The sequence below is a fragment of the Rhodococcus pseudokoreensis genome, assembly GCF_017068395.1.
GTDB lineage: Bacteria > Actinomycetota > Actinomycetes > Mycobacteriales > Mycobacteriaceae > Rhodococcus_F > Rhodococcus_F pseudokoreensis.
The window spans coordinates 4,159,093-4,183,416 of the sequence record NZ_CP070619.1; the positions used below are offsets into that span (position 1 = coordinate 4,159,093).

At 63.8% G+C, this 24,324-nt stretch carries 22 protein-coding genes; 5 read left to right on the forward strand and 17 right to left on the reverse strand.

Annotation, left to right across the window (positions count from 1 at the left end; genetic code table 11):
* Window positions 1-71: 71 nt before the first annotated feature.
* The 6 genes from JWS13_RS24210 to JWS13_RS24235 all read right to left on the reverse strand — a co-directional run bounded on the left by JWS13_RS24210 (window position 72) and on the right by JWS13_RS24235 (window position 8,363).
* Entirely contained in the window at window positions 72-1,238 is a 1,167-nt protein-coding gene (locus JWS13_RS24210) for a saccharopine dehydrogenase family protein (RefSeq protein WP_206007946.1), read from the reverse strand.
* A gap of 240 nt (window positions 1,239-1,478) precedes the next feature.
* Window positions 1,479-2,708 (reverse strand): PucR family transcriptional regulator, encoded by a 1,230-nt coding sequence (locus tag JWS13_RS24215; RefSeq protein WP_241032278.1) that lies wholly within the window; start codon window positions 2,706-2,708, stop codon window positions 1,479-1,481.
* A 16-nt stretch (window positions 2,709-2,724) separates the two neighbouring features.
* Window positions 2,725-4,194, reverse strand: a complete 1,470-nt coding sequence (locus JWS13_RS24220) for an APC family permease (RefSeq protein WP_241032279.1) — start codon at window positions 4,192-4,194, stop codon at window positions 2,725-2,727.
* Window positions 4,124-5,656 (reverse strand): aminobutyraldehyde dehydrogenase, encoded by a 1,533-nt coding sequence (locus tag JWS13_RS24225; RefSeq protein ID WP_206007947.1) that lies wholly within the window; start codon window positions 5,654-5,656, stop codon window positions 4,124-4,126. The genes JWS13_RS24220 and JWS13_RS24225 overlap by 71 nt, the downstream gene beginning before the upstream one ends.
* Before the next feature lie 62 nt (window positions 5,657-5,718).
* The gene (locus JWS13_RS24230) at window positions 5,719-6,786 is read right to left on the reverse strand and encodes an alpha/beta hydrolase (protein WP_206007948.1); all 1,068 of its coding nucleotides are present in this window, start codon (window positions 6,784-6,786) and stop codon (window positions 5,719-5,721) included.
* The gene (locus JWS13_RS24235; RefSeq protein ID WP_206007949.1) at window positions 6,783-8,363 is read right to left on the reverse strand and encodes a flavin-containing monooxygenase; all 1,581 of its coding nucleotides are present in this window, start codon (window positions 8,361-8,363) and stop codon (window positions 6,783-6,785) included. The genes JWS13_RS24230 and JWS13_RS24235 overlap by 4 nt, the downstream gene beginning before the upstream one ends.
* A 375-nt stretch (window positions 8,364-8,738) precedes the next feature.
* Here JWS13_RS24235 and JWS13_RS24240 point away from each other — a divergent pair, with 375 nt between their 5' ends.
* Window positions 8,739-9,605, forward strand: coding sequence for a phytanoyl-CoA dioxygenase family protein (locus tag JWS13_RS24240; protein WP_206007950.1), 867 nt, complete (start codon window positions 8,739-8,741; stop codon window positions 9,603-9,605).
* 106 nt (window positions 9,606-9,711) lie between these two features.
* Window positions 9,712-10,602 (forward strand): NAD(P)-dependent oxidoreductase, encoded by an 891-nt coding sequence (locus tag JWS13_RS24245; RefSeq protein ID WP_259375271.1) that lies wholly within the window; start codon window positions 9,712-9,714, stop codon window positions 10,600-10,602.
* Window positions 10,603-10,914: 312 nt separating this feature from the next.
* Here the strand turns inward: JWS13_RS24245 and JWS13_RS24255 are convergent, their stop codons facing one another.
* On the reverse strand, window positions 10,915-11,325 hold the full coding sequence (locus JWS13_RS24255) for an acyl-CoA thioesterase (protein ID WP_206007953.1): 411 nt from the start codon (window positions 11,323-11,325) through the stop codon (window positions 10,915-10,917).
* Between the two features lie 224 nt (window positions 11,326-11,549).
* Here JWS13_RS24255 and JWS13_RS24260 point away from each other — a divergent pair, with 224 nt between their 5' ends.
* The gene (locus tag JWS13_RS24260) at window positions 11,550-12,080 is read left to right on the forward strand and encodes a DUF1269 domain-containing protein (protein ID WP_206007954.1); all 531 of its coding nucleotides are present in this window, start codon (window positions 11,550-11,552) and stop codon (window positions 12,078-12,080) included.
* A gap of 840 nt (window positions 12,081-12,920) precedes the next feature.
* Here the strand turns inward: JWS13_RS24260 and JWS13_RS24265 are convergent.
* From JWS13_RS24265 to JWS13_RS24305, 9 genes are all read right to left on the reverse strand, one after another.
* Window positions 12,921-13,340 (reverse strand): type II toxin-antitoxin system VapC family toxin, encoded by a 420-nt coding sequence (locus tag JWS13_RS24265; RefSeq protein ID WP_206007955.1) that lies wholly within the window; start codon window positions 13,338-13,340, stop codon window positions 12,921-12,923.
* Window positions 13,337-13,564: a FitA-like ribbon-helix-helix domain-containing protein gene (locus JWS13_RS24270; RefSeq protein ID WP_164065999.1), complete on the reverse strand. Its 228-nt coding sequence runs from the start codon at window positions 13,562-13,564 to the stop codon at window positions 13,337-13,339. Before JWS13_RS24270 ends, JWS13_RS24265 begins: the two co-directional genes overlap by 4 nt.
* 137 nt (window positions 13,565-13,701) lie before the next feature.
* Window positions 13,702-13,905, reverse strand: coding sequence for a hypothetical protein (locus tag JWS13_RS24275; protein WP_420855019.1), 204 nt, complete (start codon window positions 13,903-13,905; stop codon window positions 13,702-13,704).
* 369 nt (window positions 13,906-14,274) lie between these two features.
* Window positions 14,275-14,709: a nuclear transport factor 2 family protein gene (locus tag JWS13_RS24280; RefSeq protein ID WP_206007956.1), complete on the reverse strand. Its 435-nt coding sequence runs from the start codon at window positions 14,707-14,709 to the stop codon at window positions 14,275-14,277.
* Entirely contained in the window at window positions 14,706-15,269 is a 564-nt protein-coding gene (locus tag JWS13_RS24285) for an acyl-CoA thioesterase (RefSeq protein ID WP_206007957.1), read from the reverse strand. The genes JWS13_RS24280 and JWS13_RS24285 overlap by 4 nt, the downstream gene beginning before the upstream one ends.
* 31 nt (window positions 15,270-15,300) lie before the next feature.
* Complete coding sequence (locus tag JWS13_RS24290) at window positions 15,301-16,797, reverse strand: peptide MFS transporter (protein WP_206007958.1); 1,497 nt, start codon at window positions 16,795-16,797, stop codon at window positions 15,301-15,303.
* A 346-nt stretch (window positions 16,798-17,143) separates the two neighbouring features.
* Complete coding sequence (locus JWS13_RS24295) at window positions 17,144-19,498, reverse strand: arylsulfatase (protein ID WP_206007959.1); 2,355 nt, start codon at window positions 19,496-19,498, stop codon at window positions 17,144-17,146.
* A 90-nt stretch (window positions 19,499-19,588) separates the two neighbouring features.
* Window positions 19,589-21,070: a DUF1254 domain-containing protein gene (locus JWS13_RS24300; protein ID WP_241032281.1), complete on the reverse strand. Its 1,482-nt coding sequence runs from the start codon at window positions 21,068-21,070 to the stop codon at window positions 19,589-19,591.
* A 55-nt stretch (window positions 21,071-21,125) separates the two neighbouring features.
* Window positions 21,126-21,419: a hypothetical protein gene (locus JWS13_RS24305; RefSeq protein ID WP_124391860.1), complete on the reverse strand. Its 294-nt coding sequence runs from the start codon at window positions 21,417-21,419 to the stop codon at window positions 21,126-21,128.
* A 470-nt stretch (window positions 21,420-21,889) separates the two neighbouring features.
* Here JWS13_RS24305 and JWS13_RS24310 point away from each other — a divergent pair, with 470 nt between their 5' ends.
* Both JWS13_RS24310 and JWS13_RS24315 read left to right on the forward strand, forming a co-directional pair.
* Complete coding sequence (locus tag JWS13_RS24310) at window positions 21,890-22,201, forward strand: hypothetical protein (protein WP_206007961.1); 312 nt, start codon at window positions 21,890-21,892, stop codon at window positions 22,199-22,201.
* Between the two features lie 67 nt (window positions 22,202-22,268).
* A complete protein-coding gene (locus tag JWS13_RS24315) occupies window positions 22,269-22,955 on the forward strand; it encodes a rhomboid-like protein (protein ID WP_206007962.1) in 687 nt (228 codons plus the stop codon).
* An 86-nt stretch (window positions 22,956-23,041) separates the two neighbouring features.
* Here JWS13_RS24315 and JWS13_RS24320 read toward each other — a convergent pair whose 3' ends face one another.
* On the reverse strand, window positions 23,042-23,743 hold the full coding sequence (locus JWS13_RS24320) for an MspA family porin (protein ID WP_206007963.1): 702 nt from the start codon (window positions 23,741-23,743) through the stop codon (window positions 23,042-23,044).
* Window positions 23,744-24,324 lie beyond the last annotated feature (581 nt).

A 24,324-nucleotide genomic window follows, 5' to 3' on the forward strand; every position in this document is an offset into this window, starting at 1 on the left:
ACGGTGGATTGGGGTAGACGGTGGATCGGGGGTGGATGTGCCGGGTCCTTCGCTTCGGATCTGCCGACGGGCTACTCGGCTCGTTCGACCGCCTTCGGGCCGGCCACGTCGACGACGTAGGGTGCTGCGCCGTCCCAGTACGTATCGGAGTAGGCGGTCAGGTACTTGTCCGGATCGAAAGCCGTTTCCGGAGAATGGACTCCAACGGGTACATCGGACAGCACGAGCACACCCACAACGGCCGGACGTGCAGTCTCCAGGCTCATCGAACCGTCGACCGGGCCACCGGGCAGAACCACGATGCCGGACTGAGCGCCACCCTTGTCACCGGTCGCTGCGACGCCGACGAAGGCCTTGATCGGATTCCCGACGCGTTCGGTCACCAGCTTCTCCGGATGCGCGCGCAGATCTGCCGCGATCGCCCCGAGCGCCTCGGCCTCACTCAGCTCACCGGCACCGACCTGATCGAGGTACGGAAGCAACAAGCGGTCGGCACCTTCTTCGATGGTTCCGATGTTGATGCAATCCCGCGAAGCGACGGTGTGCGGGAGCGTCACCGGCTCGGGGTGACCGATGACCCGGTACAGCCCGGTTTCGCCGTCCGAGGTGGTGACTCGGTATGCCGCCCGCCATGCCGGTTCGTACGCGGCAGCCCCATTGCGCCACACCGGGATGTCCGCCGCCGCCTGGGCGATCAAATGGGTGAAAGCCGCGCGGCCCCCCTCGAACGCAGAAGCCATGGAATTGGCGAACTCAGTGGCCTCCTCGAGGTCCTTCCCGTCGCCGGGACGGCCCCAGAAGGTGGTGAGCAGGTCGATCGAGTCCAAATGGCGCGCCGCCACGACGGCGAGCAGATTGCTCATACCGGGGCTGATACCCAACCCGACCACCGCCCGCACACCGGCGTTGCGCGCTGCTTCGTCCCGCTTCAGAAGTTCGATCGTCGGCGCCGGGTCGTCACAGACGTCGATGTAGTCGACGCCGCACTCGATCGCGGCATCGAGCACGACGGTTCCCCAGCGATCGAACGGGCCGGAAGTGTTCACTACCACCTGTGCGCCACGCACTGCTCGGCGCAGGGATTCGCCGTCGGCGAGGTCCAGTTCGACGAACTCGAACGAGCTGTCCCGAGGCTTGTTCCGGTCCGCGATGATGATATTCGCGTCGCTCACCTTGGCGAGTTCGCTGACGACCCGGGCGCCCACTCGGCCCGCGCCTCCGATGACTACAACGTTCATTCTCACTCCTTGACTGTGTGTTGGTGGTGTCGAAATCTGTGTGCCGCAACCCATCGCCATGCGGACAGCCAGCTCGCAAGTTCATGCCTCTGGTCCCTGAATAATCGATATTCAGGAAACTAGCGCCGCAGTGCCCTTGATTTCAAGACCTCCGGATCCAAATATGTCGATCCGTATAAAGATTGGTGCACTCTGCCCCACACGCCCGACCCGGCCGCATCATTTTGTCGCCCTGAGCGATCAGGTCGACGCGCGCAATTTCAGCAACTGCAACGCCGCCGCCACACTCACCGAGTTCTGATTGAGCGGCTGCGGCAACAGTTCATCGACCCGCGCGAGCCGCCGGTCGATCGTATTGCGGTGGGTAAACAGCTTCTGGGCGGTACTCGACCGGTTGAACCGCTCGCCAATGTAGGTCGAGACCGTGTCCATCAAGAGAGGGTCGGTATCGACGAGGTCTCCCAATATGTCCTTGACGAACTGGTCTGCTTGAGCGACATCTGCTGTGAGCAGGTCGACGAGTTGGACATCCTCGTACCGGACCACGGACAGCCTCGACCGCAATCGAGTCAATAGCCGTTGTGCTGCAGCAGCTTCCATATGACTACGACGGAACCCTGCGACGTCGTCTCCTGGTCGGCCGAATGCGACGCGCACCGTGCCGGCGAGCCGACTCAGCTCGCACATCACGACCGACGGCGCCGGAACTTCTCGCGTCGGCATCCACAGCCACAACGCTGCGGTACTGGCGACGACGGTCAGCCTGGTCGTCACTCCGCAGGCTCGCATGGTCTGCTCGGCGGCTTGCTCCAGGTCCGCGGCCACATCCGAATCGGTCCACACGATCGCCGCCACATGGCGACCCGTCAGCGCATAGCCGAGTTGGGCTTCGGCGCGTGGCCGCACTATTCGAGATCCCTGCAGCAGTAACTCGACGGTTGCATAACGCTGCAGATGTGCACCGCCGGCGAGTTCGTTACGCACTTCGTCGACGTGCGCGGCGACGGCCTCGATCCAGTCGTCCGCGAACGTCGTCAACGAATTGGCCGAGACCTCGATCAATGCGCGCAACTCCTTCAGATCCGACGTTTCAGAGAAGCACGCGTCCAACCACCAACGCCAGGTCGTGCGTTGTGTCGCCCGCCATGACGGCAACTCGTCCAGAACAAGGCCGCGCAATACTACGTCCCGCGCGTAGATCAAGGTCTCGGGACTTGCGTTGTTGGGGACTCGCCGGCCCGGGCTCTGGATGTTCGACCGTAGCCACCGCTTGAGATTGGCAGCGACGAGCCGGCGGTCCGTCTCTGCGAGAACCGGGTCCGCCGCGAACTCCCGATACTGCGGGTCCTGCAAGGATGCGGCGGCGAGCTCGTCCAGCACGCCGTCGCTCAGCGGCAACAGCTTCTCGGCGATATTTCTGATCAGCTCGCGGACCCGATCGGATGGCGCAGGCCACAGTTCGTTTTCCACGGGGTTCAACGAGATTTCAGTGGATCTGCCGATGCCGGCCCCGGCAGATGGCGAAGATTCCGACAATGACGACGACGGCGGCGATCGCAACCCACACGGCGACATCACCCGGCGCCGGCGGCGGGTTGATGATTCCGTTGACAAACGACCACACCATGGCCGCGCCACCGAGGATGGTGGTCAACCACAGACCTGGGCGAATCTCTTTCTCCCGAACCGTGATGACAATTGCCGCTACGCAGATCAGCACGTACGGAATGACCCACAGAAACACGAGGAGATTGGCATTGAGCAGGTAAGCCGCGCTGACACTGCCCGCCAGGAACGACAGGCCGACGTCGCAGAGGAAGCTGATGCCGACGACTATGACGATTGCGATGTGCGGCGTGTGGTGACGCGAGTGGATGCGTGTGAGCAGGGGAGGCAGGATCCCATCCTCCGCGAGCGTCATGAGGTACCGGGAGCCGTAGTTGACAAACCCGATGAGTGCAGCGAACGATGCAAGCGCGAGAACGAGATCCGTGGCCGAACCGATCCACGGGCTGAGCCCGGCCTGTGCGGCGAGCGCGGCAGGCGCAGAGACTCCAGCAGCCAATTGCTCACTGGCGGATGCCAACCCCGGCGCCTGCAGGATCGTCGCGATGGGAAGGATGCCGCCCAAAATCACGGGAACCGACATGATGGCGACGGGAATATTCTTGCGCGGATTGCGAGTTTCCGTCGCCAACGCGGCGCAACTCTCGAAGGCGATGAGGAACGCCGCACCCACCGCGATACCTTGCAGGGTGTGACCGAAGCTGAAGCCGGAGTAGCTGAACTGCTCCGACCAATGCAGGCCGGTGTGCCGGGCGCTGGCGGCGGTGATCACGAGGACCAGCGGCAGCGCCAGAACGGCCAGTACCACCGCGATGGTCACCGACGTATCGAGACCGCGGAACGCGATAGCTCCGGCCAGGCTGAGGACCAGGCCGAACACCACGATCTGCGGACCGAGATCCAATGCCCAGGAGATGCCTCGGGCGCTCAGAAAACTCCCAATGAAGATGCCGCAGATCGAGGCGAACGCGGCCAGACCGACGATGAATCCGGCCAGCATCGCTGCGCCGGCGAGCCATTTGGCCCAGGTCCCGAAGACCTCGCCGACGTAGGAGTAGATCAGTCCTTTGGCAACGTATCTGCGGGCGAACACGATGATTGCGCGGCCGATGAAGATGACCGCAATCGTCGCCAAGAGCGACGATTGCCAACCGGTGATTCCCGCCGAACTGTACGTCACATAGGGAGCCAGAGCGATCGCGACAGCCGGGAAGAACGACGCGAGAGACAGGGCAACCAGGGCCTTCAGACTCAGATGTCCGGATTCGAGGTGAGGCGACGAATCTGTCGTCTCGGCTTCGCGCCGAGTTGTCGAGGCGTCAGTCATCGGAATCCTTCTTTGTCGGGCCACTCGTAAACTGGTTAACGCCTTCGGGTTCCCCCATCGCATGCATGACGTGTTTGGTACGGCAGTAGTCGTCCAGCGCGTAAATGGAGTTGTCGCGACCGTAGCCCGACCTGCCGAAGCCCACCCAGGGCATCTCGGTTGCGCCGACCAGGTGCGCGTTCACCCACACGGTGCCGAAGTCGAGTGCCTCGGTGACGCGCAGCGCACGGCCCTGGTCTTTGGTCCACACCGAGGAGGCCAGACCGTAGTCGACGTCGTTGGCCTTGCTGATCGCCTCGGACTCACTGGTGAAGGTTTCCACCGAGATGACCGGTCCGAAGACCTCCTCACGAGCCATCTCTGTTCCCGAAGCGACATTCGTGACGACTGTTGCGGGGTAGAAGAATCCGGGCCCGTCCGGAATCTCGCCGCCGGTGGCGACGACGGCGCCGTCCAGGCGTGCCTGTTCGACCATTGAGGCAACGCGGTCACGGCTGGAGGCGCTGATCAGCGGGCCGAGTTGCACGGCATCGGGGCCGGCCGGGTCGCCCGTCGTCAATGCGTCTGCGCCGCTCACCAATCGCTGCGCCAGGGCGTCGCTGACACTGCTGTGACAGATGACGCGAGTCGCCGCTCCGCAGTCCTGGCCGGCGTTCGTGTAGCCCGCGGCAACGATGGTCTCCGCGGCCGCGTCGAGATCCGCATCGGGGAAGACGACGATCGGTGCCTTGCCGCCCAGTTCCAGGTGCACCCGTTTGATGGTGGCGGCCGCACTCTGCGCGACGAGTTGACCGGATCGCGTGCTCCCGGTGAGTGCCACCATGTCGATGTCCGGATGGCGACTGAGGGCGTCCCCGATGTCGCTCCCTCGGCCCAGGACGACGTTCAGCACACCCGGCGGAAGAATCTCCGACGCCAAGTCCACGAGTGCCAGAATGGAAAACGGTGTCAACTGTGACGGCTTCAGGACGAGTGTGTTTCCGGCGGCGAGAATGGGCGCGATCTTCCAGGCCGCCATCATCAGTGGAAAGTTCCACGGAACGATCGCGCCCACCACGCCCACCGGCTCACGGCGCACATACGACATCGTTCCGGGCGCGTACTGGGCAGTGGCCGGTGTTTGGGCGGTACGCGCGGCTCCGGCCATGAAGCGCAAGCAATCGGAGACGACGGGGATCTCTTCGACGGCGGCATCGATCGGCTTACCGACATTGATGGATTCCATCGCCGCGAGTAGGTCACGGTTCGCGTCGACCACGTCGGCGAGTGCGAACAACACCTCCGCGCGATCACCGGGCGTGCGCCGGCTCCAATCCCCGAACGCGGCGCGGGCGGACTTGACCGCGGCGTCGACATCGGCTGTCGTTCCATTGGGAATGGTGCCCAGCGACGCCCCGGTCGCAGGGTTCAGAACGGTGATTTCGGCCGCGCTTTCGGAGGAGACAAAGGCCCCGTTGACGAAGTGGGCTCTGGGAAGACCCGCGAGACGGCGTTGTGCGTCGGCCAATACGTCGGAAGTGATCATGTTTCCCTCGAACAATTCTGTTGGTGACGGTGAGGTGCAGCGCGAACAGACGCGCTATTCGGCTAACGCGATACGGACTCCGAGATCGCAGCGGTGATGCGCTCGACTGCGGCGCGGCTCGCGGGACTGATACGGGTCAATGAAATGAACCCGTGCACCAGTCCGCCTTCCCGCAACAGCTGCGTCGGAACTCCGTTCTCCCGCAGTCGTTCCGCATACGCAATGCCTTCATCGCGCAGGGGGTCGAAACCTGCGACGCAGACCACCGCGGGCGGCAGCCCGGACAGATGTTCGGCCCGGATCGGGGAGATCCGTGGATCAGCCGTGTCCACTCCGGCCGGCAGATACTGATCGGTGAACCACGCGATCTGCTTCGCCGTCAGAGCGGGGTTCGTGGCGAATTCCGTTCGCGAAGCGCGTTCGTCGACCAGATCGGTGACCGGATAGATCAGTACCTGCAGCTGCGGCTGAATGTCCTGTCCCAGAATCTGCTGAGCGAGCACCGCAGTCAGATTCGCCCCCGCGCTGTCACCGGCAATGATGATCGCCCTCGGGTTGTGACCCCACTGCGCTGCGTGCTCGACCGCGAACTTCCAGGCGGTCAACGCGTCGTCGGTGGCAGCGGGGAACGGATGCTCGGGCGCCCGCCGGTACTCGATCGACAGCACGTCGACGTCGGCACCCGAAGCGAGCAGTCTCGCGGGCGAGTCGTAGCTGGCCCTGCTGCCGAGCACAAATCCGCCGCCGTGGAAGAAGACGAGCAGTCCCCGCGATGTCGCACGGGCGCGATACCGGGTTGCCCGGAGTCCACTCGGCAAACTGAGTTCCTCCGCAATCGCGAACGGAGGGAAGTCCTCGGCGAAGATGCGGGCTTGCGCTTCCTCGAGAATGCGCGCGTTCGCCGCGGTGCCGTCGCTGTAGTCGTCGGCCATCTCCGCGATTCGCATCAGAGCCGCGATCTCGGGAGCCATCCGGTCGCCCTCGTTGTCGACCGGCACTTTCACCAGTCGGCCGAGTATGCCTTCCGGCATCCGGCCGAGAGCCGTGAAGACCAGGCGTTGTACGCGCTCGGCGAACGACAGCGCAGGCGCGGATACCGGAGCGCCGGAACCGATTGCCGACGTCGTCATCTACTGATCACCTTTCCGGTCACCGCGGCCAACAGTTCCACCGGGTTCTGCCGAGGTCCGGCGGATTGTTCCGGCTGCGGAGTGACCTCATGCCCTCCGGAAGTCCCGAACCGTAGGTTGCCGTCGATCAGGGGTCCCTTGTAGAGCTTCTGGTCGTTGCGGTAGATGGTCTTCAACTGCCACGGCGCCTCGGTCCCCTGCCGGGGAAATTGATCTTCGCCGCGCTGCATGTAGCCGGCCGAGAGGTCGAACATCGATTGGGTGGTCATCGAACCATCGGCGACGGGTACCACCGAGTCGTATCCGCGCTCGTCCATGTACTCCAGCAGCGAGCAGTAGTACTTCATCAACAGCCCGATCTTGAGCGTCCACGACGACTTGGTGTAACCCATGGCGAAGGCCCAGTTGGGAACCCCGGACAACAGGCTGCTGCGGTAGGTGACCGTCTTCGATGGATCAACGGGCTTCCCGTCGACGGTTTGCTTGATGCCACCGATGAACCGCATGTTGAGGCCCGTGGCGGTAACGATGACGTCGGCGTCGAGTTCGCGCCCCGATTCGAGCAGTATCCCGTTCTTCGTGAAACGCTCGATCCGATCGGTGACGACCGATGCGTCGCCGTCGCGGATGGTTTTGAAAAAGTCACCGTCGGGCGCCAGACACAGACGCTGGTCCCAGGGCTCGTACGGCGGATTGAAATGTGTGTCCACGTCGTAGCCGGCGGGGAGCTCTTTGCTGGTGAGGTAGCGGACGAGTTTGCGTCCCTGCTTGGGGAAATGCGACAGGAAATTCACGACCGCCCAGTCGATCCACACGTTCTTGAATCGCGTCAGGGCATATCCACGCTTCTCTCCGAACATCCTGGTGAGCCGCAAATTCAGTGTATCGACGCGCGGAAGTGTCAGGATGTAACTCGGGGTGCGCTGAAGCATCGTCACGTGAGCCGCCGCCTGCGGCCCGGTCGCCATGGCGGGAATCAGAGTGATAGCCGTAGCGCCGCTACCGATTACGACCACTTTCTTATCGGAATGGTCGTAGTTCTCGGGCCAATGCTGCGGGTGAATGATGTCGCCCTCGAAATCGTCGCTTCCGGCGAACGTGGGCGCGTAACCCTGATCGTAACGGTAATATCCGGTCGCGCTGAACACCCAGCCGGCCTTGATCCGGATGTCTTCGGTCGAGCCGTCCTCGAGGGTCTTTCGGACGCTCAGTGTCCATTCCGCGTCCGCGCTGGACCAATCGGCAGAAGTCGCCTCGTGACGGAACCGGATGAGGCTTCCGATACCGCGCTCCTCCACAGTCTCACGCATGTAGTCCTGAATCATGTGCCCCTCGGAGATCGCCGTCTCGTGGAGCCAGGGCTTGAACTCGTACGCGAACGTATGCAAGTCCGAGTCGGAGCGAATACCCGGATACCTGAACAGGTCCCAGGTTCCGCCGACACTCCCGCGAGCCTCCAGGATGATGACCTTCTTCCCGGGGAATGCCTCCGTGATGTAGCAGGCCGCTCCGACTCCCGAGATGCCGGCGCCAATGATGACGATGTGGGCGTGCTCGGTTGCAGTGGAAACTTTCATAGTCGTTCCGCCTTCCCATGGAACAAAGTGATTGCGGACAACCGTGCAGGTTCAGGTGTGCGCCACACCACACCGTGATGCATCACAATGCAGCGACATGCGGTGCATGTTGCACACCCGCGCCCTTTTGGTTCGACAGCGATCCGCGATCTGGGCCCGCTTCTTCACGGCAGGCCTAGCCGAGGTGCACATTGCACCGTCGATGCACGGATCGTGTGGAGATTTGGTGTAGATCACTGCGGCTACAGGGAGGATGGTGAGACGTGCGCCACATCGAGGGCCACACGATGACGACCCGCGAGCTTCCACCCCGGTCGCACGCCCCCGGTCGCGGCCCCACCCTTCGCAGCCAGTTCTATCAGCAGAGGATCACCAATGACTGACACCGTCTCCGGAACCGCCCTGCGCCGGATTCCCGCCACCGCTCCGATCGAGGACATTCTCGCCGTCTTCCACGAAGACGGCGGGGTCATCATCGGCGGGTTACTCACCGACGAACAGATCGACCGCTTCAATGCCGACATCGAGCCGGACCTCGAGGCCATCGAGCCGGGCGGCAAGAGTGACAACGAGTTCATTGCCGAGTTCTATGGCAGGAACACCAAGCGAATGGGCAACCTGGTCAAGCGAAGCAAGACGTTCCGTGAGGAAATCATCGACCACGAACTGGTCCATGCTCTCGCCGACGCGGTGTACCTGGAAGAGTCCGGGTCCTACTGGATGACCACCGCTCAGGTGATCGAGATCGGACCGGGAAACCGGCCCCAAACCCTGCACCGCGACCTGGAGAACTGGAACCCCTTCGTCGGAATGGGGCCTGCCGGTCCCGAGGTCATGATCAACTTCCTCATCGCCCTGACGGATTTCACCGAGGAGAACGGTGCGACCCGGGTGATCCCCAAGAGCAACCTGTGGGAGGACTTCGAGAACCGCGGAACTCCCGAGGACACCGTCCCCGCTGTCATGAACAGGGGAGACGCCATCTTCTTCAGCGGAAAGACCGTGCACGGCGGCGGCGCCAACGTGACCGACAGCGACTATCGACGGGCGGTCAGCTTCGCGTTGAACCCCGGATATCTGGTCGGCGAGGAAGCCTATCCGTTCCTGGTCGACCGAGAACTCGTCCGCACGTTGTCCGAGCGCGTGCAGCGCCTGGTCGGCTTCCGCTCGCAGTATCCGACGGGCTCACCCGGCCTGTGGATGGTCGACGCCGGCGAGCTGGCCGACTACCTCGAACTCTGACGGTTCGTCGCCGGGGGCTCGGGGCGCAGAATTCGCTAAGCCTGGAGCCCGCGGTCGACTGTTGAATCTTCCTACCTCTCACTATCTATCGCGGAGTTGATCGTCCTTGTCGACTGCAATCTCGGTAATCGGACTGGGAAATATGGGTACCACCCTCGCCCGGTTGTTCCTCACAGCCGGATACGAGACCGTGGTGTGGAATCGCACGGCGGCAAAAGCCGCCCCGCTGATTGAGCGGGGTGCCGTCGCCGCCTCCGATGTAACCGCCGCTGTGCGCGACACAGCCCTCTCGGTGTTCTGCATCGCGCACTACGGCCAAGTGACCGAACTGCTCGATGAAGTGCCACCCGACACGATTGCCGGCAAGACTCTCGTGAATCTCACCTGGGGCACCGCCGACGAAGCACGATCGATGCAGAAGTGGGTCGCCGAACGCGGTGGGTTCTACCTGGACGGTGCGATTCTCGACTACCCGTCCGCCATGGGTACCCGGCAAGGGAGGGTGATTTACTCCGGTGATCGCACTGCCTTCAGTCGCCATGAGCACGCACTGTCCGCCCTCGCCCGTGCGCGCTATCAGGGCGCCGACCCCGGGCTGTCGAATATCCTTGCGTGCGCCGGCGCGCTCTTTCACGCAGTGGCAGTCGGCGGCTTCGTGGAAGCCGCCGCTTATGCCGGTCACTACGGAGTCGGCGCGACACAATTGCGCGATCTCGTCGTGGAGCATGGATTCGGTCTGTACGAGACTGCATTCACCGCGTACTCCCAGCACATCGATGCGGGATCGTACGACACCGATCAAGCATCCAGCAGGGTCTTCCACGAGGCCGGGCACATCATCCACGACGATGTCCGAAAGATAGGTCAACCGGGCAACCTCATCGCCGCGTTCTGCGACATGGTCGAGCCGGTGATGGCCTCCGGCGACGGCGACTTGGCAGTGTCTGCGATCTACCCCCACCTTCAGAAACCGTTCTCCCCAACACTACCGAGCTGACCGAACTATGAAACGAACACACACCGACGACAACGCGATACTGCACCTCGCGCTCCGGTGGGCACCCTACGGTGGCGTCCCCAGTAGCGAGATATGGGTCGCGTTCGGGGTGAGCCCCGATCGGTTCTACTCCACGCTCACGCAAATACTCGGCACCCTGGCTGCGCGTGGACTCTCCCCAGAACAACGCCAATCGCTCGAACACCTGGTCCTGCGCCACTTTCGATCACCCGCAGGTGGCCGACACCTCGCGCAGAGAACAATGCGCTGACGCCTATCGGGGTCGACACGTCCGCGTCTGTGCGCAGTACTTCACGCGTCAGTGGCGAACAGAGCCTTCTCGGCCTCGGTGCACGGGCGGGGCCGTCGTTGCGCTCGGTCCCACATCACCAACGAAGCAGCAGAACTCGCGTGTCTGCGTCCATGCGCAGACGTGAGCCTTTCGTGAATATCGATGCGACTGTGCCCTGCCGACGCCACGGCGATCTCGATCGTGATCGGACCATCCGACCGCAGAAGTTCGCGTTCGAAGTCGATCTCTTGTCGCGCGACAACGTACGCCGGTTCCTGCTGTCCGAGGCTTGTGGACAGCCACGCGACTCGGGCCTCCTCGAAGAACATCATGTACGCAGTCGCCGTCATGTGTCCGAGATAGTCGAAGTCGCCGAAGCGAAAATCGAATACCGATCGCCACCTCGGTTCGAACGGATCAGACGTGTTCATCGTTCACTTCCTTGCCTCGGGGATCTACCGCTCCGGGATACGGCTACTGCCATCTATCGAAGCCATTCTGTGTGGAGCGGTAGGGAAAGTGAAGCGATCACACGCTGGTGATCACCCGTTTTGGGCGATGCGATCGGGACCGCAGGTGCCGAAGGCTGGAACCGGACAAACCCTCACCACTGGCGTTCACGGGACCACCGTCAACCAACCCATTGGAGGAAATCATGGCCCTCGATACATTCGCCCTGCTGGCGGCGGTCTATGACTCGCAAGACGCCGCGATCGCCGACTACGACGCCGTACACGATCTCTACGTCGAGGCGCACCTGATCGATACCTACGATGCGGCCGTCATCACCCGGACTGAAGCCGGCAAGGTCAAGATCGTCAAGAAGCACGAGCAGCCGACCCGGCAGGGTGCGTGGGGTGGGCTCGGCATCGGACTGGTCGGAGGTGCGCTGGTTGCCCTGTTCCCGGCCGTCGGGCTCGGCGCCGGGTTGTTGCTGGGCGGCGCAGGCGGCGCCGGTCTCGGGGCACTCGGCGGGCACGTCGCGGCCGGGATGAGCCGCTCCGACCTCAAGGAGGTGGGCGAGCTGCTCGACGACGGGGACAGCGGACTGATCGTCGTCGCGGCGACAGACCTCGAGGCGCGGGTCGAGAAGGCGCTCGAACGCGCATCCAAGGTGACAAAGAAGCAACTCGAGGCGGACACAGAGCAGGTCGGTAAGGAGATCGACGAGGCGTCCAAGTCCTGAGATCCGGCGCCTGAACGGTGCATTCCGCGCGACTTCCGGCGCCACCGACACAGTAAGTGCAACGCTGCCAGGGCACGGTCGACGGCCGTATCGTGCTGCAATTCGCATGAATGCGGTCAAGTCCTCGCCCAGAGACTGAGGGCCACCCCGGCGTCCTCGTCTACGGCAGCGTCGAGGAGATCGCCGAGCAGGTTCCCGCCGACCTCGCCGACGCGTTGGCTCGGATTCGGTCGGCGCCCGCATCGCAAGCACCAGCGTTGCGCGGATCGGAGCTGTCGGGGGCCGGTGGGGCGGTCGCCACCGATCGATTACGACCGGCGCCGCCGCCTGGACTATCGCGCGGCAATTGGGTACCACCATTGACGTGATCCGCCACCTCCTCGAAAACCACCCCGTTCCCGCATCGCCCACTGCTGCAAAGAGGTTCGGACGACGTGCGGCACGAGCCGCAGCCGAAAAAGCATTGAGCCGGCCGCAGTTCGTCGACCTCTACTGCGTACAACGCCGCACTCTCGCCGAGATCGCCGCGATGATCGGAGTCAGCAGGAAGACGGCCGGGCGACTGGCACGACACCACGGCATCACGCCGACCGCCGGAGGGCCGCCGATCGATCCGGCATGGTTTCACCACCAGAACGCCACCCAGCGGGAACTCGGGCACGAGGCGGGTCGCAGCGTGCCGCGGATGAGCCGGATCGCGAAGGATTACGGCATCCCGATTCGCACACCGAGCGAGGCCGGCCGTACCGGACAGCTCAGCGAGCCTCAAGGACCGCACTCAAGTTATCGCCCGGTCGACTTATCGCCCGGTCGACGAGCGTTTACACCGAAGTCGGACTTTCAGGGATTCGGTTCCCACGGGTTGACACATCGGACACCGAGCGGCTCGAAGTGCTTGGTGTTGCGGGTCGCCACGGTCATCTCGGTGGCCTGGGCGACGGCGGCGATGAGAGCGTCATCGAACGACGCATGCTCGGGCACCCGGTAGGTGGCCAGCACCCGTGCGGCCGGCAGATCGAACGGCAACACACGGTCGGCGAAGGCCGGCAGGAGCCGCTCGTCGAACCACCGGCGCAGGACCCCTCCCTGCGCCGGGTCGGATCGCTCCTTGGCGACCACGCCCCGCTCGATCTCGGCAATAGTCATGGCCGTCACGAACTGGTCGGCCACCAGCACCGACGCCGCCCAGACCTCGACCGACCGGTTACGGCCCCGAACCCGCAGCGCGGACACGACGTTGGTGTCCAGGACGTACTTCACAACTCAGCAGTTCGGGCGGTCAAACCGAGGCGCTCGGGCTCGAACTCGATGTCGGCACCCTCATCGGTGCTCAACAAGTCGACGAGCGTGACCGGCTCCCGCTCGAGGGCCTCGCCGAGGATCTCGCGTACCTCGGCCTCGACCGACCGATGATGCTGCTCGGCGCGCGCCCGCAGGGCCGCTTTGGTTCCCGCGGGAAGGTTGCGGATCAGGATCTGTTCCACCGTGACCACCTCCGATATCACACTAATGATATCACCCAGGGTGTCGGAGGACGGCGACCCGGAGTGGCGATTGCGTGTCACCGATCGTGAGCATCGCAGACGAGTGTCGGAGTTGTGGCCCATCCGTGGTCTTCGAGTCAGCAGCCAGATGATGGCGAGATCGGCGCGATGCGGAACGAGGTCCCGGCGCGAAGCGGGCTGATATCCGCAGGTCGGGCAGGACGACGGTGCGGGGTGGGTGATGTCGCCGCCGGAACGCGGGCGGGCGCGGCCCGCTCGACCGCATAGGTGCGTTCCATCTGCCCGAACAGCGCCAGCAGCACCACCGCCAGTTGGCCCATCGGGTCGTCCGGATTGGTGGAGTCGACCGGATCGGGTCGGCGAGGTTCCGGAACCCGATGCCGCGTTCGCGCAGGTCGTGGATCAGGTTGCGGTGTCGCGGCCGATCTCTTATTCACCGCCGAGCAACTGACCGCCCTGTACAACGCCACCACCAACTACTCGATACGCGAGGAGGACCGCGCGATTCTTGGACGGTCCCAGCGACCAGGCCCTGCGGATCGCGCAGGCCTGGGGTGCGCTACCCACACCCCCGTACATCCAATTCACCACGGTGGAACCCATCGGCCCCGATCGAATCAACGCCACCGGGCAAGGCCACATCGATGGCATGACCGGAGGCGATGAATGTACTGCGTCGACTCCGTGCTTCAGCCGGCCTGGGCTTCGCCGACCTTCTGTTCCAAGGCGGCCGTGTCGACGAAGTACACGTCCCGCAGGATTTTGAGCGAATCCGGGTCGAACGTCGAGAAGCCGGTCGCGATCCAGCGCACCTGCTTGCCGGGCGTCGACGCATCGCCCGTGCCGACGAGAGTTCCCGTCGACTCGAACAGCACCCCGATGGTGTTCTCAGCGACGTGCGCCGCGACCACCCGCGGTGCGAAGTCCGGGAACATCGACCACATCTCGTCCAGGAATGCGAGGAGTCCATCCTTGCCGGTTTCTCTTCCCGTTGTACCGTCCACGAAGACGCAGTTGTCGTCGAAATGAGCCAGCGCACGGTCGAGGTCGTGCTCGACCACCGCCGCGCACGCGCTCCTGATCCTGTCGGCGTATGCATCTGCCCGCTGGTCGGTGTTCGTCATGGCAACTCCGGTTCCTGCCTCGGTCGAGCATGCGTGTTCATGACAGCCTCGAGGTCTGCCTCGGTGTGGTGCTTGCGGGATCCCGCCGACGGGAGGTCCAGGCCGTGCAGGATCTCCATGTCCAGCTCGAGCGGCCCGCGTTCGGCGGGAGACAGCTCGCGTGGACCTCGTGCTTGCGGGTCCCAGGCGACAAGCGTGACGTTCGAGAAGTTGCACACGCGGGAATTCCTGTCTACGAGCAGCTCTTCCAGCTGCACGCTGGACCTGCCGAGTGCGGTAGGCCGGATCAGCACGCGAAGCGGAGCCACTTCCTCGCGGATCTCCGTCACATACTGCATCGTGTGTGATGCCACGACGTATGCCGGTTGCCGAGTTCCCCACCGCTGCTCGAGATATCGTATCCGGCCCTGCTCGAACGCCTTCGGATAAATCGCCGCCGTGAGGTGACCGAGATAGTCGAAATCGTAGGACCAGGGATGGATGTCGGTGGACCAGTATCCGACGACCTGATCGGGCGACAGGTGGCGGACGAACGGACGATCGGCGGCGCGCTGACTCAAATGCTTCTCCTTCGACGGGACATGACGACTTTTATTCGATCAGCGATTCGATTCGGCGAGACATCAATCGAATTGCCGCAGCCGTAGCCAACCCGCTCACCCCGACACTGATCAGATAGGGAGCCAACGGCATCACGGTATAGAGGACTCCCAGCACACCCGAGATGGCCGCTCCCCCGCCGATGATGAGCACACCCAGCGCTGTCATCTGAGTACCGAACTTCTGCGGCGCAATTCGAGTGACGAGGGACAGTGTCACCGGATTGACGAACACCTCGGACGGACCGGCCAGGGCCATGCACACCAACACCAGTGCAGGGGAAACGTCTTTACCCGGAGTGAGCTCACTGAAGAGCAGTAGGAGGTATGCGCCCGACACCAAAACCAATCCGATGGCGAATTTACTTGTCACACTTGGCTCGCGCGTACCTTGCCGCGCCCACATTCGGGTAATGAACGGCGTGAAGATCACACCAACCAATGGGGTGACGGCGATCAGCCATGTGGCAGGCAGTTGCCAACCGAACAGATCGAGATCTACGCGTTCGGTGACGAAGATCGTCACCGTCGTAAATACCTGTAACAGGATTCCGTAATAGAGAACACCGACAACCCACAACGGTATATACCCGGCGACCCGCCGCTTCTCGTCCGATGCCACCGCGGGCGAACGCAGAATTGCGGAGAACAGCACTCCGGCGGCGAGGGCAATGCACACTCCGACAACATGAGTCAGATTTCCTGCGTTGACGGTCCCGATCGACCACAGCAGCGCGAGAAGAGCGACGGCGAAAAATCCACCGGCAACGTACTTTGCGAAATTCGCCGGCCGAATCCGATTCTTCACGATTCGAGACTCGGGCGGAAGGTCCTTGTAGCCGATAACGTATTGGACGAGCCCCACCGCCATTCCGATGGAGGCTATGAGAAACGCGAGGTGGAATCCCCAGATACTTTGCACCCATCCGGTGATGATCGGCCCCAGGACGCAGCCGGTGTTCACGGCCATCAGAAAATACGAGAACCCGGCATCGCGCATCGACCTGTCTGCCGGGAGGGTTGCACCGATTATCGCGGTGATATTCGTCTTGAGCGCACCAGTGCCGGCCACGATGAAGACAAGTCCTGCCACGAGGCCGTGAATTCCAGGAATCAGTGACAAGGTCACGTGACCAGTCATGATAGCGACGGCACCGAACAGCACCATCGCTCTCGGCGGAAAGACACGGTCACCCATCCATCCGCCGACCACCTGCATGAGGTAGATCATTCCGCTGTATCCACCGATGATGCTGACCGCGATCGCAGGGGATACGTCGAGTCCGCCTTGGTCCAGCGAGTAGAGAAGGTAGAACCCGAGAACACCCTGGAGCCCATAGAAGCTGAATCGCTCCCATATTTCAGTGAGTGCCAACTGCCAGAATGGTTTTGGCAACGACAACCGTGGCCGGAAGACAGCATCGTCGCCCTTTACGTCGACAACCGCCTGCACATCCTCGCGGCCGACCTCGCGCGGTGGCTGTACCATCAGTTCTCCCTTGGAGTGAGTGATCTGCGATTGGGCGCGGTTGACACCCTCGTGCGGGTTGGCCGAGACTTGTGTTCTCAGGCGCCAGAGAATAATTCGAACTCACACGAGTCGTGACACGGAACCGGCGACGGTAGCGATGGTGGCCAGGTCAGTTGCAGATGAACCCACAGCGTTTCTCCTCGAGTACGTTCGAACACCGGCGTGAGAAGTTGACGACTCCGTCGCTCGCTCTACCCTGCGCTGCTTTGACGTCGTGATCTACAACAACGTCCACCGCATTCAACTCGAGGCCGGTGCATGATGCACCGGCCTCGAGTTACCGACTGTTCGAACCGCGTCGGGCCTACTCCCGCATGAGCATCAGGGCGGCTTCCCGCTCGAGGTCGAGGTACGGTTCGCCGCTGACGTCGATCGCGACCCGGTTGATCGTGCCGCCGGTGAAACGATGGGGTGATTCGCCGGGGTAGTCCTCGGTGATCGGTTCGCCCGGGTGCCGACCGACGTACAGTCCGGCACCGGCGATCGCGAACGCCCCCATCTGGGTTCTGATCCGGCCCTCTCCGACCTTCCGGTCCCCATGGAAGAGCGACAGTATTCCCAGGGTGGCGGTGGGTTCCTGCTCGTCCTTGTCGAAGGACGCGGACAGGATCAGGTCGGTGCCGGTGGGGATGTCCTCGGAGCCGACGATCATCTGTTCGTCGCTGCCCACGAAGTTGTTGACGTAGTGCAGCCGGTTGTCCTTCACGTACAGTGCGTGGCCTCCGAAGCGGGATCCGATCGCGAAGAGCACGCCCTGAGCGCCCGGCTCGGGGATGTCGACGAGTGCGCCGATCACGAACGATCGGCCGCGGGTGTTGACCGCCTGCCATTCGGACACCGCGGCCACGTCCGGGTAGTACACGTATCGGTCACGGGCCGCGGACAATTGGGGGCGTGGCGTGCCCATGATTTCGACGCCCGATCGGTCGTCGAGTGGAAACGCCCCGTTCGCGCCGGCCTGGGCGAACCAGATGTTCACCAATTCCCGCAACTTGTCCGGGTGCTCCGACGCCAGGTTGTGCACCTCGGCGCGGTCGACGTCGGTGTGGTAGAGCTCCCATTCGTCTTCGTTGAAGTGGCCCCAGCCGGCGATGGTCGGATGTGTCGTGACAGCCTTCCAGCCTTCGTGCCAGATCGATCGCGAGCCGAGCATCGAGTAGAACTGGGTTCTGCGCGCCGAGGGCGCGGACTTGTCGTCGAACGTGCCCCGCATGCTGACGCCGTCGAACGGGGCCTGGGTGTGGCCCTTGATCGTCTCGGGTGGTTCGACCCCGACCAGGTCGAGGAGCGTCGGCACGATATCGATCGCGTGATGGTACTGCTCACGGATCTCGTCACGCGCCTTCGTTCCGGCAGGCCACGAGATGATGCACGGGTCCGCGGTGCCGCCGTTGAACTCGTAGCGCTTCCACATCTTGAACGGGGTGTTGAACGCCATCGCCCAACCGTTCGGGTAGTGGTTGTACGTCTTGGGCCCGCCGAGGTCGTCGAGCTTCGAGAGGTTCTCTGCGAGGTCGTCCGGGATGCCGTTGGCGAACTTCATCTCGTTGACCGAGCCGTTCGGGCCGCCCTCACCACTCGCACCGTTGTCGGAGACGACCACGATCACGGTGTTCTCCAACTGGTCGTTCTGCTCGAGATAGTCGAGCACCCGACCGATGTGATGGTCGGCGTGGGCCAGGAAACCCGCGTAGACCTCGGCCATCCGCGCAAACAGCCGCTTCTCGTCGTCGTTGAGCGTGTCCCATGGGCGGGTGTAGTCGAGTTCCGGGAACGGCTGCCCCTCGGGGCCCGACCGGGTGTCGGGGGTGCCGATCGGATTGATCGGCGGGAGCTCGGTGTCCGCGGCGACGATGCCCATCTCCTTCTGCCGGGCAAGGGTCTGCTCACGGACCGCGTCGTAACCCATGTCGAACTTGCCCTCGAATTTCGCGATCCACTCCTCCGGGGCGTGATGCGGAGCATGACACGCACCGGGCGCGTAGTAGAGGAAGAACGGCTTCTCCGGCGCGATCGCCTTGGCGTCCTTGATGAACTCGAGGGCCTTGTCGGTGATGTCGTCGGTGAGGTGGTAACCGTCCTCCGGCGAACTGGGCTGGTCGACGGGGTGGTTGTCGTAGACCAGATCCGGATACCACTGGTTGGTCTCCGCACCGAGGAACCCGTACCAGCGCTCGAAACCACGCCCGGTCGGCCAGTTTCGTCGGGTCGCCGCCAGGTTCATCTCGTCCGTCGGGCACAGGTGCCATTTGCCCACCATGTACGTGTTCCAACCCCGCTCACCGAGGATCTCCGAAAGCATGCCGTTCTCCGGCGGGATGGTGCCACTCGCATTGGGGAATCCGATCGACGCCTCCGTGATGCAGGCCATGCTGTTGCGCGTGTGGTTTCGCCCGGTCAGCAAACAGGACCGCGTGGGCGAGCACAGCGCCGTGGTGTGCCACTGGGTGTAGCGAACACCCTTCGCGGCGATCCGATCGATGTTCGGCGTATCGATCGGCCCGCCGTAACAACCCATGGCCGAGAATCCGACGTCGTCGAGCACAATGTAGAGCACATTCGGCGCTCCGTCAGGGGCTCGAGGCGGCTCGAACGGGGTCCAATCCGGGACCGAATCCCGAATATCGACGTTGACCACACCGTGAAATGGCTTGACCATGATGCGCCTCTCCTCGCCTACACTCCTGGTGCCAGCCTCGACACTCGTGCGCCCGCACACCTCACCCGACACGGGTGAACCCGAACCCACCTACTGTGTGCGGAGGACATCCGGGAATTGGTAGGAGTCGTCGAGGATCGTCCGGTCGGGGACGTACGCGCGGATGATCAGGCAGAACTCGCCGTCGGGCGCGGGTAGCCAATTCGACTGTGCCGCCGGGTCACTGGACTCCTCGTGCGACAGGTGCAGGGTGAGTGTCCCGTCGTGGAACACGAGGTCACCGGCGTCGAGGTTGACCGTACCGAGGTTGACACGACCGCCGGGGGCGCCGGCGAGCATGAATGCGTCCTTGTCGTACATGGTCAACGACCAGAACCCGCCACGGCTTCGATCGACCGGTGGCAGGGCGTTCTCGGCGAACGTCATCGTGTACTGCTCGCGGCCGTGGAGGAGGACACCGGCGCTGTCGGTGCCCCGGATCAGGTAGACCGCCTCGTGGAAGTCGTTGACGTAGATGTAGATCACCGAGGCGAGGGCCCGGCCGAACCAGTCGGTACCCCATACACCACCGTTGCGTTGGCGCTGCCACCCGTTGCCGACGTCCGTGCCGACCTGGACGTAGGTCGCCGATGCATGGAGGGCGACGTCGGCGCTGAGCGCGGCGCGGTCGAGGAGCGCGCGGTAGGACTCGTCGGATCGATGCAACGCGACGAGGGTGCGGGCTTGATCGGCCATCGGGGTGTCGGAGTCACTCATCCGGGGGTTGAAGTCGAGCATCGCGCCGAGATCGGTCCAGAAGGATTCCGGCTTGACCCATTGCGGCCTGCTGGCGTCCGGATTCGTCGCGAGCATCTCCGCGGTGAGGCCCGGCGGAAAGATGGCGGTGGCGGCGTCGGCCTCGTACCCGAAGGATCGCCGGCCGGGCCGGTCCTCGCCGAGCGGGTACATCCCGATCTGGTCGAGGACGACGCGGGCCTGCAGCTTGGATTCGTCCGAATGCGCGGCGAAGCTGCGCGGAATCACCCCGGCCACATTGGTCGGCATCCGCAGGACGCCGACGAACCCGGCGGGCTCGTTCCCCTCCCAGGTGGGTCCGACGAGCAGGAACTTGCCGCCGGGTGTGCCTGCGGCCGAGCCCAGTTGGTGCACGACGTTGGTGAGAACGTCGACGATCTGGACGGTCCAGTAGTGGCCGGCGGGAACGTCGGTGGGGGTCTGTACGACCACGGCGTCCCGCGTCAGATCGGCGAACCCGACGCCGTAGATCGTGTCGTTGTTCGGTGAGACCACCCACCGCTGCGCAGGACTCATGTAATCGGCCAGCGCTCCGGTGCGATTCTTCGGGGCGCCCGGCAGGATGCCCAGCTGCAGGCCGGCCTTGCCCTCCATCAGGTTCCACATGGACGTGCGGCCGAACGTGTCCACCGCCGGGTAACCCCAGTAATAGACGACGCGGGCGAGCGCCTTCACATAGCCCTCGCCCGCCAGTGCGGCAGGATCCCCCGCAGACCGGGCCAGCCCGGCGTGCGCGGGCGTGAACCCTCTGGCGACATCGTCGAACGAAGTACCCATCCGAACACCGTGCCCCGCGGCGCCCGCCCGGCCATCACCCATGCCGGGTGAAAGGTCATTTCATGAAGACGGTGCCCCCGCCACCATCCTTGGTGGTGTCCCGCGGCTGCCCTTGCCACTGCGTGCACCAGTCCCCGAGGGGATTGCTCGGCGCGTCGAAATCCCAGTGCGGGGCGTCCTGGAACGGACCACAGGTAGGTTCCTTGGGCGGCGTGGAGGACGGCGCCGACGGCTGATTGACGACCGTCTGCGCGGGCATCGCCGCCGCCGCGAGCGACATTCCCGGACCGACCAGGGCGAAGCCCGCCGCAACGGATCCGACCACGATGACATTCTTGACGATGTTCATGACGACCTCTCGAGGTTGCTGCCGCTGTCCCACATCACCTCGGCGTGGCGCGCCATCCACACGTGGGACTTCCGCCTACCGCACCGGATGTGACGAGAGCGCCGAGAACGCACACCACGGATGCACGCAAGGCGTGGCCTAGGGGTGCTCCCAGCCTTGGGCGAAGCGGGGCACATATCGAACATACTCCGACGCAAGACCGTTCATTTCAGATCCTCAGCGAACACTCAGAAATGGCAGTGAATCACTGACCCACGCGCAGGCGTCTCAGGGCCGGGAAACAGTCCGCGCATCATCGTCGTAAATCAACTGCACCACTGCACTTTTCGGGCATGCTGAATTGCTGCCAGGAGATTCACAGGTTCGTGCCAGCCGACCGCCAGGATGCGGGCCTGAACTGGGATTGTGCACTCCCCGACCAGAGATTGCACCAGCCCACCGCTCCGGTGGGTTTGCCAGCGAAAGGATCGATGATGATCACGCACTCCACGACGACGGGAACACGGCGATACCTGTCGAGAATCGCCGTCACAGCGGCACTCGCGGCCATCCCCCTGGCCGCGGTCACCGCGCCGGCATTCGCCGCCACTACTACATCAGCGCAAGTTCAGGTGGACCGCGGCTGGCACGACGGGAACCACCATGACAACCAGCACGAGAACTGGCAGGACACCGACCCCTGGCCGCCGCAGACCGACAATCAGACCCCCGCCCCGACCACCAACCCCTTCGCCGGGCTACTCGCGACCAACCCCTTCGCCGGGTTGTTCGGGTCCAGCTGACACCTGGTAAGTGGAACACGAAAGTGAGGGGAGGTCCGATACCACCTCCCGGCGCATAATTACCCCGGTGGACGCCGCTATCTCGTCGCACCTTCGATCGTTTCCGCGGGCAGCCTGGACGTACATCCGGCGGGCACCCGGCACCTACGTCTGGCTGGCGATACTGCTGGTGACAACGGTGGTGGCGAGGCACCTGTCACCGGAGGTGCTCCACGAGGTCTTGGGTAACCGCTCGACCAACCTGCACCACCTCGCCGAGGACCCCGTTCGAGTCCTGATCGCGAGCGCCTTCTGGCTCGCCGGCGGCGGGTGGATCACGTATTTCATCGTCTACAACATCTTCCACGTGCCGGCGGAGCGGTGGCTGGGGACGCTTCGGTGGTTGTGCGTGGTCGTGATCGCCCACGTCGGCGCCACCTACATCAGCGAAGGTGCACTGTATGCGGCGATCCGTCACGGCCGCGCCCCCGCCTCGGCGGTCGACACCCTCGACATCGGCGTCAGCTACGGACTGGCCGGGGTGGTCGCGATCCTCACCTACCGGATCGCGGCGCCCTGGCGCTACCTCTATCTCGCCGGCGTGCTCGCCTTCTTCGCGGTACCCCTGTTCGTGCACCTGACCTTCACCGCGATCGGACATTTCGCCGCCGTCCTCATCGGCCTGTGCTGCTACCCGCTGACGCGTGCCCGCACCGGCACCTGGTCGCCCGCCGACACGGTCCGACGACTGCGCCGAGCTCACGGCGACCCGTAGGCGGCGTCACCACGGACACCGCTGCCCGACACCGATCCGCGATCGGTGCCGGGCAGCTGGCCGAAACGTGTGCAACGAAGCGTGAGCTAGTTGAGCTTCTGCGGCACACCGTAGGTCGTGACGGTATCGCCCTTGGCCGTCACAGCTGTCGCGTACGGCCGGATGGTGACTGCCCCGAGCGCACCCGAGATGGAACCGTGTATGCCCTGCAACCGCACCGATGCCGCCGGACCGTCGAACGACTGGTTCTCCAGGAGCGGAACCGTGGTGATGCCGCCCGGTGCCAGATCGATGTCCAGTTCCTGGGACGGAATGATGTCACCTGCGAGGTCGGCGTGGTTCGATGCGTTCAGGCTCAGCGAGGGTGTCGGGACGAGGCCGAGGTCGATTCCGTTACTTGCGCCGATCACAAATCCGAGTCCCGGCGAGTTGAGCACCACGGTGGCGCCGGACAGAGTGATCGGATAGCCGATCTGGTAACCGATGGTGAGTTTGGTGCCCGTGAACTCCGCGGCATTCGGGCCGGTGATATTCACCCCGGCGTAACCGTTGTGAAAGAACTCGACCGACGTGGGCACACCGTCCAACGGCGGAACGACCTGAAACTGGGTGTCACCCTGTAGGACCTCGATGCGATTGCCCCTCGCATCGACGACGGAGCTCGAATTATCCACGCCCGCAGATGCGGTCCCATTGCCCAGGACCATCGCAAGCGCCGCAACACCTGCGACTGCGAGGGCGCGGGTAAGACCGGTGTACTTCGAGCGAGATTTGCTGATGTTCGTCATACCGACCCCATTCGTTCGGAATTCTCTACGAAATACGTAGGAGCTGAGGGTAACCGGCGGTTCGGCCTGCTGCTCGGGATACGGAGAAAACCGAAACTCCCTCCCCACCAGCGCGATTACTCTTCCTGCGCGCATGCCGACGGCTCCCGCCGACCTCTGGGGTCGCGGCCGGCGGGAGCCGACGAACCGGAGCTCATCTCTCGCCTGGGAATGAGAGCCCGGTGCACTGACGTATCGGTTGCATCGATCATCATCAGTGACCGAATGCTATTCCACCGCAAGGCTGTCCGCGAACTTCCGGACGCCGATTCTCAGCGGAGTCACAGACACGCCCGCGCCCCGGCGCCTCTCAGCGTTCCCACAGGATGTCGGGTGCATACTCGCCAGTTGACAGAAGGACCCAACCGGCCAAGGGGGTACGACAGACGCACATCGGAACCGTCCCACCACACCGCGAGCAGTTAATGCTCTCTCTCCGAACAGTTTCGGCGCAACACAGCTCGCGGGACAGCGCTGCCTTCCCACGGGACGTCAGGACTCTCCGACACCTCGGGGCTTGGTCAGGATACGGTGGTCACGTG